General features: G+C 44.3%; 10 protein-coding genes. All 10 read right to left on the reverse strand.

Annotated elements, in window-relative coordinates; translation table 11 throughout:
• Positions 1–39 precede the first annotated feature (39 nt).
• Positions 40–1,083, reverse strand: a complete 1,044-nt coding sequence (locus D2V05_RS13450; RefSeq protein ID WP_119648150.1) for a UDP-glucose--hexose-1-phosphate uridylyltransferase — start codon at positions 1,081–1,083, stop codon at positions 40–42.
• A complete protein-coding gene (galK, locus tag D2V05_RS13455) occupies positions 1,076–2,206 on the reverse strand; it encodes a galactokinase (RefSeq protein ID WP_119648151.1) in 1,131 nt (376 codons plus the stop codon). The genes D2V05_RS13450 and galK overlap by 8 nt, the downstream gene beginning before the upstream one ends.
• A 39-nt stretch (positions 2,207–2,245) precedes the next feature.
• Complete coding sequence (locus D2V05_RS13460; RefSeq protein WP_119648152.1) at positions 2,246–4,690, reverse strand: glutaminase family protein; 2,445 nt, start codon at positions 4,688–4,690, stop codon at positions 2,246–2,248.
• A gap of 18 nt (positions 4,691–4,708) precedes the next feature.
• Positions 4,709–5,896: an aldose epimerase family protein gene (locus D2V05_RS13465; protein ID WP_119648208.1), complete on the reverse strand. Its 1,188-nt coding sequence runs from the start codon at positions 5,894–5,896 to the stop codon at positions 4,709–4,711.
• Positions 5,897–5,940: 44 nt separating this feature from the next.
• Positions 5,941–7,002, reverse strand: coding sequence for a cellulase family glycosylhydrolase (locus D2V05_RS13470; protein WP_119648209.1), 1,062 nt, complete (start codon positions 7,000–7,002; stop codon positions 5,941–5,943).
• Positions 7,003–7,239: 237 nt separating this feature from the next.
• A complete protein-coding gene (locus D2V05_RS13475; RefSeq protein ID WP_119648153.1) occupies positions 7,240–8,880 on the reverse strand; it encodes a DUF2961 domain-containing protein in 1,641 nt (546 codons plus the stop codon).
• Between the two features lie 12 nt (positions 8,881–8,892).
• Complete coding sequence (locus D2V05_RS13480; protein WP_119648154.1) at positions 8,893–10,635, reverse strand: RagB/SusD family nutrient uptake outer membrane protein; 1,743 nt, start codon at positions 10,633–10,635, stop codon at positions 8,893–8,895.
• 9 nt (positions 10,636–10,644) lie between these two features.
• Positions 10,645–13,788 (reverse strand): SusC/RagA family TonB-linked outer membrane protein, encoded by a 3,144-nt coding sequence (locus tag D2V05_RS13485; RefSeq protein ID WP_119648155.1) that lies wholly within the window; start codon positions 13,786–13,788, stop codon positions 10,645–10,647.
• An 11-nt stretch (positions 13,789–13,799) separates the two neighbouring features.
• Positions 13,800–15,413, reverse strand: a complete 1,614-nt coding sequence (locus tag D2V05_RS13490) for a glycoside hydrolase family 32 protein (protein ID WP_119648156.1) — start codon at positions 15,411–15,413, stop codon at positions 13,800–13,802.
• A gap of 5 nt (positions 15,414–15,418) precedes the next feature.
• Positions 15,419–16,768: a sugar porter family MFS transporter gene (locus D2V05_RS13495; RefSeq protein ID WP_119648157.1), complete on the reverse strand. Its 1,350-nt coding sequence runs from the start codon at positions 16,766–16,768 to the stop codon at positions 15,419–15,421.
• Positions 16,769–16,833 lie beyond the last annotated feature (65 nt).

The raw sequence follows: 16,833 nt of genomic DNA on the forward strand, positions 1-16,833 counted from the left end.
CACTGATTCTTGATGCTGGCAATGCAATCCAACCAAGTATCAATTTATGCTGTAATGTCGGTCAGGCAGGTTTCTCAAAATATCCGCGGCATATTCCGCCGTAATATCCCGTTGCGGATTTGCAAACATTTCATACCCAACCATAAATTTCTTTACGGTCGCGGAACGTAACAATGGTGGGTAGAACGACATATGAAAGTGCCATTCGGGGTGTTCCCTGCCATCCGTGGGTCGTTGGTGTATCCCGGATGAATATGGAAAAGTTGTCTCGAACAGGTTATCGTACCGAACCGTCACTTTTTTTATCATCTCGGCGAACCCTTTTTTTTCTGGATTATCCATTTCCAAGATATCCCTCCGGTGTTTTTTGGGAATGATCATTACCTCATAGGGCCATACGGCCCAATACGGCACCAAAGCTACAAAATGTTCATTTTCCAAAATGATACGCTCACCAGATTCCAATTCCTGTTCCAAATAGTCCGCCAAAAGACTATTCTGGTTTTGTTCCCAATACATCTGTTGGTGTCTTGTCTTTTTCTCCACTTCCTGTGGAATGGAACTTTGGGCCCAAATCTGTCCATGTGGATGTGGATTGCTGCACCCCATAATGTCCCCTTTATTTTCAAAGATTTGGACATGGCTGATGTTTTCCTCTTTGCCAAGTGTACCGTACTCTTGCTGCCAGACCTCTATTATCTTTTCAATATCCTGCACTCCCATTAAAGGAAGGGTCAGTGAATGATCGGGCGAAAAGCACACCACCTTGCAAATTCCCTTTTCACCTTGCGCCTTTAAAAGTCCGTTTTGATAAGTGGAAATAGGAGTGTCTTGGAGCAGTGCAGAATAATCGTTTACAAAACTGAAAACCTGTTCGTATTTTGGGTTAGACTCCCCGCTCGCCCTTTGATTCCCTGGACATAGGTAGCAATTTGCAATATAAGAAGGCCTGTCCAAGACAGGATGTCCTTCCTGTTTGCCCTGCCATGGTCTTTTGGTCCGGTGTGGGGAAACCAAAACCCATTCCCCGGTCAGGATGTTGTACCTGCGATGTGGATTGTTATAGAATTCCCTTTTATCCATTCTTTTCCATGATTGAGGTTCCCTTGCTGGGAACGGTCTGAAACGCTGAAAGTTCCAATGAAAATTTCTTTTTGTAGACCTTGCTGGATTCTTCGATGAAGTCTTCAACCACATCTTTGTGGACAATGTTCAATGTACATCCTCCAAAGCCACCACCCATCATACGGGCTCCCAAGACCTCTTTCCATTCTTTGGAAAAATCGACCAAAAAATCGAGTTCGGGACAACTGACTTCAAACTGTTCGCTGAGTCCCTTGTGGGTCTGGTAAAGCAATTCACCGAACCTGTCCATCTTTCGGTCACGGAGAGCTTGGACTGCTTCCAGCACCCTTTCGTTCTCTTGGATCACATAGGAGCATCTATTGTATACCACATCTCCCATTTCACTTCTACATGCGTTCAGCATGTCCATCGTTACATTTCTGAACGTACCCCCAATTTGGAATTGTTTCCCAACAATGGTCAATCCATTATGGCATTGTTCCCTACGAACATTGTATTCGCCAAAAGCCAGATTATGTTTTACGTTGGTGTTCAACAATAAAATCCGATAAGGTTCTATATTGATCGGGATGTACTCAAAATCCAAGGTCTTGCAGTCCAATAACATCACATGTTGGTCCTTGCCCATCACCGATGCAAATTGATCCATGATACCGCACTTAGTGCCCACATAATTATGCTCTGCCCGTTGCGACAATTGAATGATATCCCATTTGTGCAATCCAAGATCAAAGAGCTCATTCAACCCGAAAGCGAGCCCGCACTCCAGTGCTGCCGACGAACTTACTCCCGATCCAATAGGAAGATGGCTCTCAATGGTACAATCAAAACCCTTTAGTTTATCTGTCAACAACATGAGTTCATACAACACCCCAAGGATGTAATTTTCCCAATCGTTGTTACTTTTGGTGATGTTGCCCAAATCAATATGCACAACCTTCCCGAAACCTTGACTGTGAATCCTACAATCGCTCTTGGTTCCGTTTTTTCCCAATTTCAGGATGATGGCCTTGTCAATTGCTGCGGGAAGCACAAAGCCGTCATTATAGTCCGTATGTTCTCCAATGAGGTTGATCCTTCCGGGGGAAGTGATCGCCAAATCAGTCTTCAATCGATGCATTGTATTTTCCTTTACCACGTATTCATGATGATTACTCGCCTACTTTTTCCATTCATCTTCCAACAATTTGATAAAGTAGCCTCCCACCACACTTCTAGCCTGAAAGCCCCTTACCTCCCCACTGCTCGTAAAATGCCAGTCACTCATGGGAACACGATCTGGGGATTCCTTGGCAAATCCCATTACCGGGTCGACCAAGGCCTTGAAATCGTTTACATCATCGGTTAAAGTGGCCGTCCACAATATCCAATCTGATTTTGTATAATCCGACCTGTTGTCCAAGGGAAGACCATATTTGTTTTGATGTTTCAGGTAATAGGAGATTTCGGTATCGTACACTTTTTGTGGGAACAGGTCAAAGCCAAATATTTTGTCCCATACCAGATTATACTTTTGGCTCCACGTATTGGGGTCGTCAAAAGTAAGGGCATAGTGATCACCTCCATCGGCCAGTTGCATCCATTTTTGGGCCATGGACTTTGCCATAGTAAGATATTTTTCACCCAATGCTTCCTTACCTAATTGGTTGGCCAAATAGCCATAACTGCCTAGGGCTACGATGGCCTTTATGGAAAGGTTGGCATTACGGGCAAGGTGTCCTGCAAAGTCATCGGTGCACAGTTGGTTTCCGGGGTCAAATCCCTTGTCGGCCAAATATTCCGCCCACAGACTCAAGGTTTCCCAATGCTTTTTTGCATAATCTGCATTTCCTTCTGCCATGGCTATTGCCGCTGTCAAAATAATCATGTTTCCCGATTCTTCCACGGGCATGGGCTCCCCGTAGGTTTGTCCATTTGCCTTGGGATAGGTACCAAGATCATGTGCGGCGAAAGGTTCCTTGTGCCTTCCACTTTCCGAATAATAAAATATGCCGGTGAGCATGCCTTTCATGAGTTCCGGATTGTACATAAGGTACAGGGGGGATGAAGGATATGTAACATCTACCGTATTTATACATCCATTGCTGAAGTTTTCTTTAGAAAGGAACAGGGTTTCACCATCGGGCCCCTGTACCAGTTTATGGGCCGCAATGCTCTGTCTATATCCAATTTCGCATAATTCTGCATAGGATTGTCCACCAACGGCTGTTGCTTTCTCCCTTAATTCCTTGTCAAAAGCATCACATTTTGCCACAATAGCGCTGTATTCCGTATTAGCCTTGTCCAGCTCGGCAAGAATGGAATTGTCCCCGTTTCGGTTCCACCACGGTCTCAGGCTCTCCTCAAAGTATTGGATGCTAAGAATATCATCATAGCCCACCAAAACCTTATATTCTTTTGCTGTCGTTATTTTTTCCTTTGGAAATGTGGTTCCCAATACAAGTTCTTTACCGTTGGTTTGGAAAGGATGCAGGGTTCCTTTCTCAAAATCCGTCCGTGCCTCCCCGGTAGAAGTAACATTTAGCACTGCTTGGGCTTCATTGGGAGTTGCCACATACAGATATCCCCAATCGATCCTCAAGTTGTCCCCTTTCTTTTCCAGAATTGGTTGTGCCTGTGTACCCGCCTTCAAAAAGGATAGTTGGGATGTTGCCGATTTTTCGGCGACCACGGATTGGCTGGGGTCATTGGTGCCCAAAGCGGTAGAAGCCCCAAAAAACAATTGTACCTCATGGGACTTACCATCATTGGGGGTCGTTTTAAATGTAACGTACGATACGGGCCTTGACAATACATCCAAATCGTCCAACAACAAAGGAGAGGTGAAAGTCAGTTGAAGATCGATTCCCCCGCAGGAAAAACCATAAATGGTTTGGGTAGCCGTCATGTCCAGATGGGTCTGTTGGGCCATTTTCATCTGCGAAGTGGACTTGACCAAATCTACCAGTCCTACATCAACATACTGATCCCCGCCTGTATTCTTCACATGGACGGCCAACACATTACCCGTTTTTTTGAGCAGTTTCACAAAAGTTTCTTCCATTTCCTCATATCGATACTGACTGGCGCAACAATTTGCCGTGAAGATTTCCTGACCATTCAGATACACCTCAATATTGTCATCATAATAGAGTTTGAGGAAAAGTTTGTTGAAATTCAGTTCATCCAAGTTGAAGTTTCTTCGATACCAAATATCATCCGTGGTCCATTTGGTCTTGGCTTTGTAATCGTTGCCAAACGGGCCTGATCGTGCATCCCACTGGGCATCATCATACTCTGTTTTATACCACTCGCCCTCTGGGGGTGATGTGGTCATTTTCACGGAATACCCCGTTTCTCCACCAGTGGAAAGGACTTCCATATAATTAACAGGTTCCTTTCCCAAAAATCTATAATTGATACCGTCCACTTTTAGGAACCCGATCAAAGGTTGATCGGTTCCCGTCCAATGTTTGGTGGGCTCACCGTTCAATTCATCCGAAAAAGACCAAATGCTAAAATACGGGTCGTGTGTGATCAAGGGATAGGCAGGTGCCTTTCTGTCCTGTGGATATAGAATCCCTACCCAAAGAAAAAGGGACGCTAAAACAATATTTTTTTTCATTATGATCTTGGTTGATTTTTAGTTTTTCACACTGAATCTGTACACCGATTTGGTCGTATATTTTTCTCCAGGTTCCAAGGTGATCTGAGGAAAATTAGGATGATTGGGTGCATCTGGAAAATGCTGTGTTTCCAAGGCAAATGCGGTACGATAAGCATCCGTTGCGCCAGATTTAAACGTATTTTTTCCCAACATGAAATTCCCGCTATAAAATTGTACCCCGGGTTCTTCTGTCATGACATCCATAACTATCCCAAACCGGTCCCCAATAAGCGTTCCGACATGGTTCATTCCATCTTTTTGGGTTCCGTTCAAAACAAAATTGTGGTCATATCCGCCTCCGTTCTTCAATTGAAGGTTTTCCTCTGAAATTCGCTCCCCAATGGTATGCGGGGTAGTAAAATCAAAAGGAGTTCCCTTCACCGAGGCTAATTCCCCAGTGGGAATAAGCCCTGAATCAACCGGCGTATAAGCGTCTGCATACAGGGTCACCTCATGGTTTAAAATGGTCCCACTTCCTTCTCCGTTCAAATTAAAAAAGGCATGATTGGTTAGGTTTACCACGGTTGTTTTGTCCGTTGTGGCTTCATACTCCATTTCAATCGCCCGGTCAGCTGTAACCGAATAGGTCACCTTTACCGATAGATTCCCAGGAAAGCCCTCTTCCATATCTGGGGAGTTGTATTGAAAGACCAAGGTTTGCGCATTGGGTTGCTGCACATCCCAAACCACATCTTGAAATCCTTTTTTACCGCCATGCAGGGAGTTTTCCCCATTATTGATGGGAATGTTGTATTCCTCACCATTTAAGGAGAACTTTCCTTTGGCAATGCGGTTGCCTACCCTACCGATGGTGGCCCCAAAGTACGGCTCGGTGGAGGTTATAAAACCTTTTGCACTGTTAAAGCCTACCACCACATCAGTCATGATACCATTCTTATCTGGCACCCAAAGACCAACAATACGGCCACCGTAGTTGGTCATGGCCACTTCGATATCCTTGTTTTTTATCCAGTACAGCCCGACCTTCTTTCCGTCAACAATGGTATCAAAATCCGATGGTTTTAAAACCGATTCCAATCCCATTTCCTTGCTGTTTGCATTATCGGATTGTTGCAAAGTTTGCTTTTCCTTGTTCTTGCAAGAACCCATTTGGGTGATGAGAAGTACAGCAAGAACGATGTATAAAATGTTGTGTTTAGTCATTTTTGCAGCCATTGGTTACCCATTTAAATAGAACGGGGCAATTATTACTTTCCGTTCAATTTCTTTATCAAATCCACCTCATCCTGACGATATGGGGTTCCATCCTTTCGGAAGATATCATGAAACCATTCCACTGGCTCCTCACCACTGTCAATAGGTGTATCCCACTGGTATATGGTATTGGTCTTTCCCTTTACCAATCCCCAGTTAATGGCCCCTATGTTTTCCTCTTTCAACATCGGCATGATGTTGGAAAACCGGCTATTGCGGGTTCTGGCCATATATTCAGTGCAAATCATGGGCCTTCCATGGGTCCTCAAAAGCTCTATGATCAGTTTGTGATCTTGTGGATTTCCGTAATGATGGTAAGTAATGATATCGGAATGTAGCGCCTGAAATGCATTAAGGTCCACCAATCCCCAGGACCAGATTCCTGCAGAGATGGGCTGGGAAGGATTCACCTCCCTTGCCCATGAAAACACGGCCTCCAACAAAGGCATGGAATCGTTGATCTTACCCGAGTTTCCTGGTTCGTTGTACAAGTCCCAGAGCAAAACCCTTTTATCGTCCTTGAAGGTTGTTAGAATATCTTTTACATACGTTTCCAAAAAAGGGAAATTCGCTTTATCCTTGGAAGCCGGATCGCCAGGATCCTGCATCCAACCTGAGTTGTGTGTACCTGTTATAGGTTCCGGTTGTTTTCCGATCTTGGGCTCTTTCCCCCATACGTCATCAAAGATGACGAACATGGTCTTGATTCCCTTACTATCTGAAATATCCAAATATTGGTCCATTCTTTTCTTAAAACCCTTTGGATCTTGTTTATATGCCAAACTATGGAGATATACCCGCATCACATTCATGCCGATACCCTTGGCGTAGCCCAACTCCCGGTCTATGGTCCCTGGATCAAAAGTGTCCTCTTGCCACATCTCCAATTGGTTGATGGCCGTGCTTGGGATAAAATCAGCACCGTTGAGCCATTTGTATTGGGCATACCATTTCTCGGCCTTTTCTATGGACCATCTTTGGGATGGGCCAGATTGGGCAACAAGGAAGCCCGAAGCCATAAAAAAGGCGGTAATCAATAAGTTTTTTATTTTCATTTTGTGTTTGCTTTTAATCTTATGTGTCATTTAACTTGTGCTAAAGGTATGTAATATGTGTATTTTTACATTTAAAATTGCCAAACCTAAAAAAAGGTTTGGCAATTCTTAAAAAACTAACTCAAACTCTCCCTTTCGGGTTTAGTTTCCCGGCCAATCAGTAAAGTTGACCGGGACCTTAACTAAACTTAGCATACTAAATACCTCTAATCATAGAATGCAAGTCTCTTAAAAACTTTATTTTAAATAATAATAGGCCACTACATCATATTCACAAATGTTCTCATTGTGCTCGCCCCATGTTCTTCCTTTATATCGCTCAATGTAAGCCTCAAAAGATTCTGAGAAAGGAACATTATCAGCCATATGAAAGCGGTTCACAACGGTATGCCCTTTGCCAGTAAGTGGTGTTGCAGGTTGGGAAGCAAATGGGCTTTGAAATGTTGGGAAAGGGGGCTCGGCGGACCATGCGTAACCAATATAATCCTCGCTGCCCGTACCAAAGGTTGAGGGGAATTTTTCCCCATCCACGAAAAACTTCTCATCACCTTCACCCCACCACCAATCAATGGTTTTTTCGCCTCCAATACCGTACCACCATGAAGACGGTTTCTCTTTGGGTTCTTCCCAAAAATTGGCAATGTGCAAGGATACTCCACAGAATCTTCCCGTTCCCTTTACTGCAATCATAGGCCAATCTATTTCCCTTCCCTGATCTTGGGTCAACGAAACATCAACTGGTCTATCAACCCCGTTTGAATCATCTCCATGCCATTTGGCATTGAAATACAGAAACTCTTCCTTTTGTTGTTCCATACCATGACGGATTACTTTCAAAGTAAACTTGTAGGGTTTGTCCCCCTTGTTTTCTATGGTGAGGTTTCCTTTTTTACGGAAGGGCATATACCAATTTGAATACAGGGTATTTCCCATAGCGCCCACAGGCATTCCCCTATAATGTGCAAGGTTCTGGCCCATCCCAAAAAACATCCCAATAGGAGAATGAACAGCGGACAAGTGTTTGTCGTCCCAAGAAAAATCAAACCAAAGGTCCCCATAAATATCCGAGGATCGGTCCTTATCCTGAAATGTCAGCTCCAATCGGTTTATGGCCCAGGAACCGAGAATTTCGGTAATCTCCTTTTTATCTCCTGGGCCAATTTCAACATCAAACCGCTCTTCTTGTTCATCTGGATACATCTTACGATCGTACCCACGATTTTCAAGTAATCTGTCCGCCTTGGCCAGAGCTATTTTCCCCTCGTTGCTATAGGTCCCATCAAATGACTTCTCAAGTATGGAACCGTTGGGCAGCTTGGAATAGATGATGTGGTAATAATTACCCCAATCTCCCGTCATGGTAATTTTACAACGCTTTTGAAAGGGCATGGGAATATAAAAATTACGCCCCCTGGACAAGGTCATGACCATATTCGGAAAGTTCAAGGGTGGGTATTCATCTTCAAATTTCTCGAACAGTTCCCTAAATGGTTTGTCCACACTCGGGGTCTGCTCCCCATCCATGTAGATTTTGATGTGTCCCTCTTTAGCCAAGGCGCTCCATATTCGCCAAATGACACCAGGGCCATCCGCTTCAAAAATGACCGTTTCGTCCCCTTCCTTCCTGATGAAACCATTACCGTCAGAATTGGCATCCCATTTCAAGTAAGTATCGGTCACTGAATCGTATACGGAATTCCTATCGTAACTTGAGAAATTCATGGTCCTCTCCCCTGGTTCGGGCATTTTTGATAAAGCCTCAAAATCATATAACCTGTCCACCAAATCCGGATAGGTCAGCTTTGTCTGGCTTATCGCTTGCCCAATGGCCAAGAAAGAGAGAAACATCAATTGAAAAAAACGGTTCCGAAACATCATATATATTTAATTTTAGTAGCCCGGGTTTTGGACGTATAGTCCTCCAGTAAAATCTATTTCACGTTGGGGAATAGGATAAAATTCGTCCCTTCCTGGTGTAAACTCGGCATTTATCAAAAAGTCCCTTTTGGTCTTTTCAACACTTAGGTAATCATTCAGCACATCGGCGGCTTCTCCCCATCTTACCAAATCGAACCATCTAGGGCCTTCCATGGCAAATTCCAATCTTCTCTCAAACTTAAGTGCCTTCCATGCATATTCCTTGTTCGGAAAAGAAGGATAGGGTTGAACATTGTAAATATCAGAAGCACCTGCGGCCAAAGGTCTTTCCGTGCTCATTGCCGCCCTTTCCCTAACTTGATTGATGATAGGAAGGGCTTCATCCCAACGATCCAATTGTATAAGTGCCTCTGCTTTGAACAAGAGTACATCGGCATATCGAATAAAATCCACATTTTTGGAAGTTCCATTAAAGGGTCCTTCTTTGACATAGCAGGAACAATCTGGGCGTTGCTGTTCTTTCATATTTCCAAAATAACCATACACCCCAGGATCCCTTGCCCAACTGGAGTTGTATACAAAATCACCAGTGTTTTGAATCGTATTAGTGTACTTAAAAGGTCTCCCAGGCACCCCTATTGTATGGTCCAGTCTAGGATCAACAGTCAATGCCGCATCAGGCAATACGGTACCGTCTTCCTGTAAATTGGTAAGAATATCCTGATCATTGAACGTATCCAATAGAGGAAGACCATTGGCATCCGTGCGGAAAGCGTTCACCAAATTTTGGCTGGCCAAATGGAATCCACAACATCCATATAATGGATTGCCGTGTGGAGAGTTCAATCCTGTAACGAAACTTACCCGACCCACTACGGTTCCATCATTGATGGAGAATTGGGCCGCCCAAATGGATTCTGGTCCATTGTCGAATCCATCCAAAAAGTTATTTCCAAAATCGGGTTCCAAACTGGCCTGTACGTCATTGGCATATTGGATTGCCTCTTCCAACCTACTGCTATTAATGTTTGTTAACTGATGGTTCGCATCCTTTTCATAAGCCTGGTACAACCTCAATTTGGCTAAATATGCCGCCGCCGCGGTTCGATCAGCCCTACCCACTTCTTCCTGACTGTCCGGAAGATTGTTATAGGCAAACAGGAAATCCTCCCCAATCAGGTTCCAGAGCTCCTCATCCGACATATCATTGGAGATTTGCGAGATTTCTTCCTGTGACAAACCCTCTTTTACGTAAGGAATCTTGTTGAACAACAGTTTAAGCACAAAGTGGGAATGACCACGCAAGAAACGCAACTCCGCCTGTCTTTTGGTCTTGTTCGGGTAATCAGCATCTGGAATATCATTGATTACGGATAGGGCAAAATTCGCCCTGGATATGGCCTTGTAAAAATCAGTCCATGTACGTGGTGTAAAAAAGTCACCCATATCAGGTATGGTTAGATTGTACTGTTCGTATTTATCCACCCAATCCAAATCCCCGCGTCCCCCTCCACCTTTGTAGGCGTCATCGGAACGTACACTTCCATATACCCACATATGGGTAAGCGGCCCGATCATCTCATCATTGGCTATTCCGGCATAAGCCGCAATAACCAAGGCTTCGGCATTTTCGGCCGTGGCCACATTATCATTGGAAAGTAGTCCTTGTGGTTCGTATTCCAAAAAGTCACTTGAGCAATTGATGAAGCACATCAATGCGGTTCCACATAAAATGAAATATTTAAGTTTTTTCATGGCAATTGATTAAAAGTTAATATTTAGGCCCAATGAAAGAATCGTTGGTACAGGAATCCTAGTGGCATCAGTCCTCTCCGGGTCTTCTCCTATATACTCGCTTGAGGTAAGCCAAAACAAGTTTTCACCCTGTAGATAGATACGAAGGTTACTCATACCCCCAATAGGATTGATAAGCTCCTGTGGAAAGCTATATCCCAATTGCAAACTCCTAAGCTTGAAATAGGAATTGTTCCTGAAGAGGTAATCCGAGGTACGCGTTTCGTTAAACGCCAAAGAAAGGGAAGGCACTTCAGTATTCGTATTTTCGGGAGTCCATGCATTGAGCAGCCCAGGAGACCCATTGGCACCACCACTCGCAAAAAAGTTTCTGAACAGGGCTTCGTCAGCACCGATCCTTCCCATAACACCCGAACCAAAAATGGAAAGGTCGAAATTTTTCCACCCCAAATCTACACGGATACCGTATTCCAAATCAGGTAAGGTAACCCCTATAAAATCCCGATCACCATCATCTATCACCCCATTGTTGTTCAAATCCTTGAATTTGATGCTACCTGGTCTGGCCCCAACTTGGTCTGGACTGGAATCTACGTCGGCCTGGCTTTGAAACAGGCCATCAGACCTGTAACCAAAGATCGAGAATTGGGAATGTCCCAATATGGAATTATCCGCCGTGCCGGGAAATGCTGCCCTTACTTCTTCGGGCAAATAAGTGATCTCATCCTTGAAAGACGCAAAATTTGTGGACACGGTCAGTGATAGCCCATTGTCCCAAGTATTGCTGTATCCTATTGCAAATTCCCATCCTTTGGCTTCTGTGGTCGCACCGTTCAATACACGCTGTTGCCCCTCGCCAATAACGGAAGCGATAGGAGGGGTGGTCAAAATATCCTTGGTTTCCCTGGTATAGTAATCAAAAGAACCAACTATTTTGTTCCCCAAGAATCCAAAATCCACTCCATAGTTCCATTCTGTTGTGGTCTCCCATTTCAAATCTGGGTTAGGTGCCTGAATGGATACAAAACCCGAAGGTAAGTTCCCAGAATTGTTGCCATTAATGTCATAAGCCGTACCAATATTGTAATAGGTCTCCCAGAAACCTGGTTGGAACACGTTCAAGTTGGGGCCATATCTTGATTCGTACAGACCAAATCGGGCAAGATCTCCGATTTCTTGGTTACCTACTTCGCCGTATCCGGCACGTAGTTTCAAGTTGGTGATGAAATCTACATCCTTCAGGAATTGCTCATTATTGATACGCCATCCAACAGTTGCAGCTGGAAAAATACCGTATCTATTGTTCTCCCCAAATCTGGAAGAACCATCACGACGCAAGGTGAAAGAAGCCAAATAGCGGTCCGAGAAGGCATAATTGACCTTCCCAAACTGGGACAACAAACGACTTCCCGTTGTGGTCCCCGATGCGGTCCGTGCCCCAGATGCCGCATTGAGCACAAAATAAGACTCCTGTTCCACCGCAAAATCATCGGCCTGTGCATTCAACGTGCTCAAATCGTTTTGAATGGATTCTACACCCAATAGCACATTGAAACGATGATCACCGAGTGCCAAATCGTAATTCAGTGTATTCGAAAACACCAAACTGGTGAATTTGTTGGTATTGTAAATGAGTCGGTTGTTGGTCCTATTCACAAAACCATTGGAAACCTTTGGTTCGATATTTTTTTGTTTATAATCGCTAAAATCAAGGCCAAGGCTTGTCCTAAAATTCAAATTATCAAGAATCTTCAACTCTGCGAACACATTACCGAACAGTACATTCTTTTCTGTATTGTCCCAACGGTTAAGATATTGCATCAGTACAGGATTGTTTCGGTCATTGTAACCAGAACCTAGTGGCCCTGCATAATTACCATTGGAATCGAACACAGGAATCGTGGGGGCCATGATAATGGCAAGGATAGGGGTACTGGCCAGTCCCACATCCCTTGATGCCAATGTTTCATCTGAGGTTGAAAATTGGGTGTTGACACCAATCTTCAGCTTATTGTTGAACAGGTTAGTGGAACCATTGATCTTGGCCGTGTACCTGTCATAGTTGGTGTATTTTAGGATTCCTGTGTTCTTCAAGTACCCAAAATTCATAAGAAGGGAAGATTTTTCAGATCCAGCGGTTATCGTCACTTCATTGTTATAGGCATAACCCGTTTCGTACGTCTCGTCCTGCCAATCGGTATCTCCCACAGGCACGCTAGGATCCCCTCCAACAAAGGGTTGGGGAGTTACGCTGTTCAGCACAGGGTTATTAAAATCTCCGTTCCAATCAAAGTTGTAGATTTCACCGTAACCGCCATTTGGATCTGCATTGTCATTAACCGAGGCCTGCCAGAGTACCCTTCCCCTTTCAACTGCGTTCAACATATCAAAGCGTTGTGGCCTTTCTGAAAGGACGGATACATTGGAATTGATGGAAATTCCAACGCGTTCCCCTTTTTGACCTCCTTTGGTGGTAACGATGATTACCCCATTTGCCGCCCTGGATCCATAAATGGAAGAGGCCGAGGCATCTTTCAAAACCTGTATGGACTCAATTGACTCTGGATTAAGGCTGGCGAAAACTTCTTGTCTCTTTGTGGGTACACCATCAATGACATAGAGTGGATCGTTATTTCCTAAAGTGGTGATTCCCCGAATCAGGATTCGGTTGTTCAGTCCCGTGGGATCACCTGACTTCTCTATAAATAACCCGGGGACCCTTCCCTGCAAGGCTTGCATAGGGTTACCAGAGCTTAAACTCTGCCCTTCTATCGGTGCGGTATCTACAACGGTCACCGCACCGGTAAGATCTACCTTACGTTCCGTGGTATATCCCGTTAAGACCACTTCATCCAATTGTTGCGTGTCGGCCTGTAAAGAAACATTAACGGTCGATTGACCATTTACCGGGACCTCGACCCTTGTAAAACCAATGTAGCTGAACAATAAAGTAGCATTTGAAGGGACGTCCTCAAGGACATAATTCCCATCAAAATCCGTAGTGGTCCCATTGGTGGTACCCACTACCACAACCGATGCTCCCGGCAAGGGCATATTGTCATCTGCCGAGGTAACGGTACCCGTAACCCTCCCTTGGGCCCAAATGGCCAAAGGAGAACACATGAGTAGAAATACTAATAGTTTGAATTTCATAATCGTTAGTTTTAGTTAAATTTTAATTGGCTTATTTCTAAATGATCCAAAACCAAATCTCCGTTTTCGGACACTACGGATAGTTTTGAATAAGGTGCTGAGGGGAAAAAAATCTCTGTCATTGACGTTTCCCCATTGTCAAAAAATATTTCAATGGATGTTTTGTCCAAAAGAATATCAGCATCGTGTAAATCCTTGTCAGACAATCTTGGACCAATCGATACTTTATCCGCAAATTCCTTATGGAAATCAACTTTTCCAGACTTTCTTCGGTCAACAAAGAATTGGTTTTTGGTTCCATCATAACCAAAAAGCAACTCCTCTCCCTTATTGTTGGAGAGCTTGAACGTATATCCCTTGTCTTTCAAGGAAGCGATACTGTACTGGATCTGGGCCTTGGAAAAATCAAAATCGCCATCGCTCAAAACCGTTTCTTGATCCACCCCGATTGACACGTGGTCCTTTTTTGATTTCTTACCGATGTAATTTGTGATTTCCTTTACCGGTTGAAAGGTTATCCTTGGAATACCGTTGTCCGAAATCAATTTGACGGTCCTTGGCAAACTTTGGGTACTTCTCCAGGTAGTAGTGGGAACCTTATTGGCGTAATGCCCGTCAACGATCCAACCAATAAAAATTTTACGGCCGTCCTGGGGCGGAATATTGGACCAAGTGACCCCTGCATAATTGTCCTTACCAAAGTCGACCCAAAAATCATGCTTCTTGGCAAGGGCCTCCTCAAAATTCTTGTCCATGGTGAATTTTTGTCCATCAAAATCCCCGATGAAATATTGCGTGCCATTACCGCCGTTGGGGGCTCCCCCACTAATACTTCCCAACATCACCCATTTAACATCATCCGAACCCTCTACCTGCATGGGGAAAAAATCCGGGCATTCCCAAACACCTTCATGACTTCCCACATCCTTGCCAAACCTATCGGCCAAGGTCCAATCCTTTAAATTTTTAGAGGTATAGATCATCATTTCAAAATCCGCGGCCAGTATCATGACCCATTGTCCCCTTTCCTGGTCCCAAATGACCTTTGGGTCCCTAAAATCCCTGATTCCAGGATTGTCTATGACCGGGTTTCCTTCATATTTTGTCCATGAGTTTCCTTCGTCCAGTGAATAGGCAATAGCCTGGGTCTGGGCATCCAACTGGCCGGCATCCCCCTTTTTGGGATCGTGGTAGGTGTACATGGCCACAATGGGAATCTTTCCATCCTTACCAAAGCCCGAAGTGTTGTCATAATCCACCACGGCACTACCTGAAAATATATATCCCAAGTCGTCTGGATACATTGCAATGGGCAAATGCTTCCACTGGACCAAATCAGTACTTATGGCATGGCCCCAGTGCATGGGGCCCCAGATATTGTCTTTTGGATAGTGTTGGTAAAACAGATGGTAATACCCATTGTAATAAAACATCCCATTGGGATCGTTCATCCATCCGACTTTAGGGGTAAAATGGTAGTACGGTCGGTATAGCTGCTCCTCCAAAGAGGGGGATTCCACACCTTCTTCTTTGGCCAAATCCGTGTCCGATTTTCCATTCTTGCATGAAAAAGTCTGTATTGCAACTGCCATGGCCACTACCAAAAGGGTCAATTTGTTTTTCATATGATTTACTTTATTGCTGGTTTAGAAATTTTATCCGTTATTATTTTTGAATTGAATGATGCAGTAATGGTCTCCAAGGATTTTCCTTTGGTTTCGGGCATCAACAGGATCACAAAAAGTAACTGCAACAACATCATGGCATCAAAGAACAAAAACACTGTTCCTGGTCCTATCGATGAAAAAAGACTGGGTATGAGGGAGGGAATCACTGCGGCCAACACCCAATGGACGGAGCTTCCGAAAGATTGCCCCGAAGCCCTGACCTGAGTGGGAAATATCTCTGATATGAACACCCAGATTACGGTTCCCTGGCCAATGGCATGCGATGCAATAAAAAGAAAAAGAAATGGGGGGACCACCGTACCGTCCCATTTGAACAAAAATGCACAAGCCGCAAGTGACAAGGAAACAAGGTAACCGACCGAACCTATCAGCATGAGGCGTTTTCTTCCCAAACGATCGATCAAAAACATCCCCAATAATGTGAATACCATGTTCACCACTCCAATCCCAATGCTGCTCAAAAGTGCTGTGTTGTTCTCCAGGCCCGCTTCTTCAAAAAGCCTTGGGGCGTAGTAGAGAAACGCATTGATTCCCGAGAACTGGTTAAAGAAGGCAATCAGGAAGGCCAAAATCAAGGGAAACCTAAATTGCCTTTGATAAATACTCACGGATCTGGAAGTCCTTTCACTTTCTTCAAGGGCCTGGATCTGTTCCGAAACATTTGACTTGGCATCTATCATTTTCAGAACGGCCTCCGCTTGCCCTAACCGATTTTTGGACAATAGCCATCGTGGACTCTCTGGAATGACCAGCGTCAAAAACGTGTAGATGACTGCGGGCAGGGCCTCAACGCCCAACATCCAACGCCATGCATTTAGTCCGATACCGCTTAAAAGATAATTGGATAGAAAGGCCACCAGAATACCCAATACGATATTAAATTGGTACATGGCCACAAGCTTGCCCCTGTTCTCCTTTGGTGATATCTCGGTAATGTAAGCAGGTGCCGCTATAGTGGAGGCACCTACTCCAAGACCACCCAAAAATCTAAATACCGAAAATGTAATAGGGTCATTGGCAAGTGCTGAGCCTACTGCTGAAATGGTATATAGTATACCTATGACCAGCAACGTCTTTTTTCTCCCCCACCTATGAGTGGGTATTCCCCCAAATATGGCTCCAAGAACGGTTCCCCATAAGGCCATGGACATGACGACCACACCATGCACCAAATCTGACGAATTCCATAAATCCTGTAACGTTCTATCGGCACCAGAGATAACAACCGTATCAAAACCAAAAAGAAAACCTGCAAGGGCGGCCACTATGGACCATAACCATATTTTTTTCAAAAGCTCAATAATTTTATAGAAATACTAAAGTATTCTTAAATAAAGCTTCTGAATTTCACTGATGT

It is taken from the genome of Flagellimonas pelagia, assembly GCF_003584135.1.
Lineage (GTDB): Bacteria > Bacteroidota > Bacteroidia > Flavobacteriales > Flavobacteriaceae > Flagellimonas > Flagellimonas pelagia.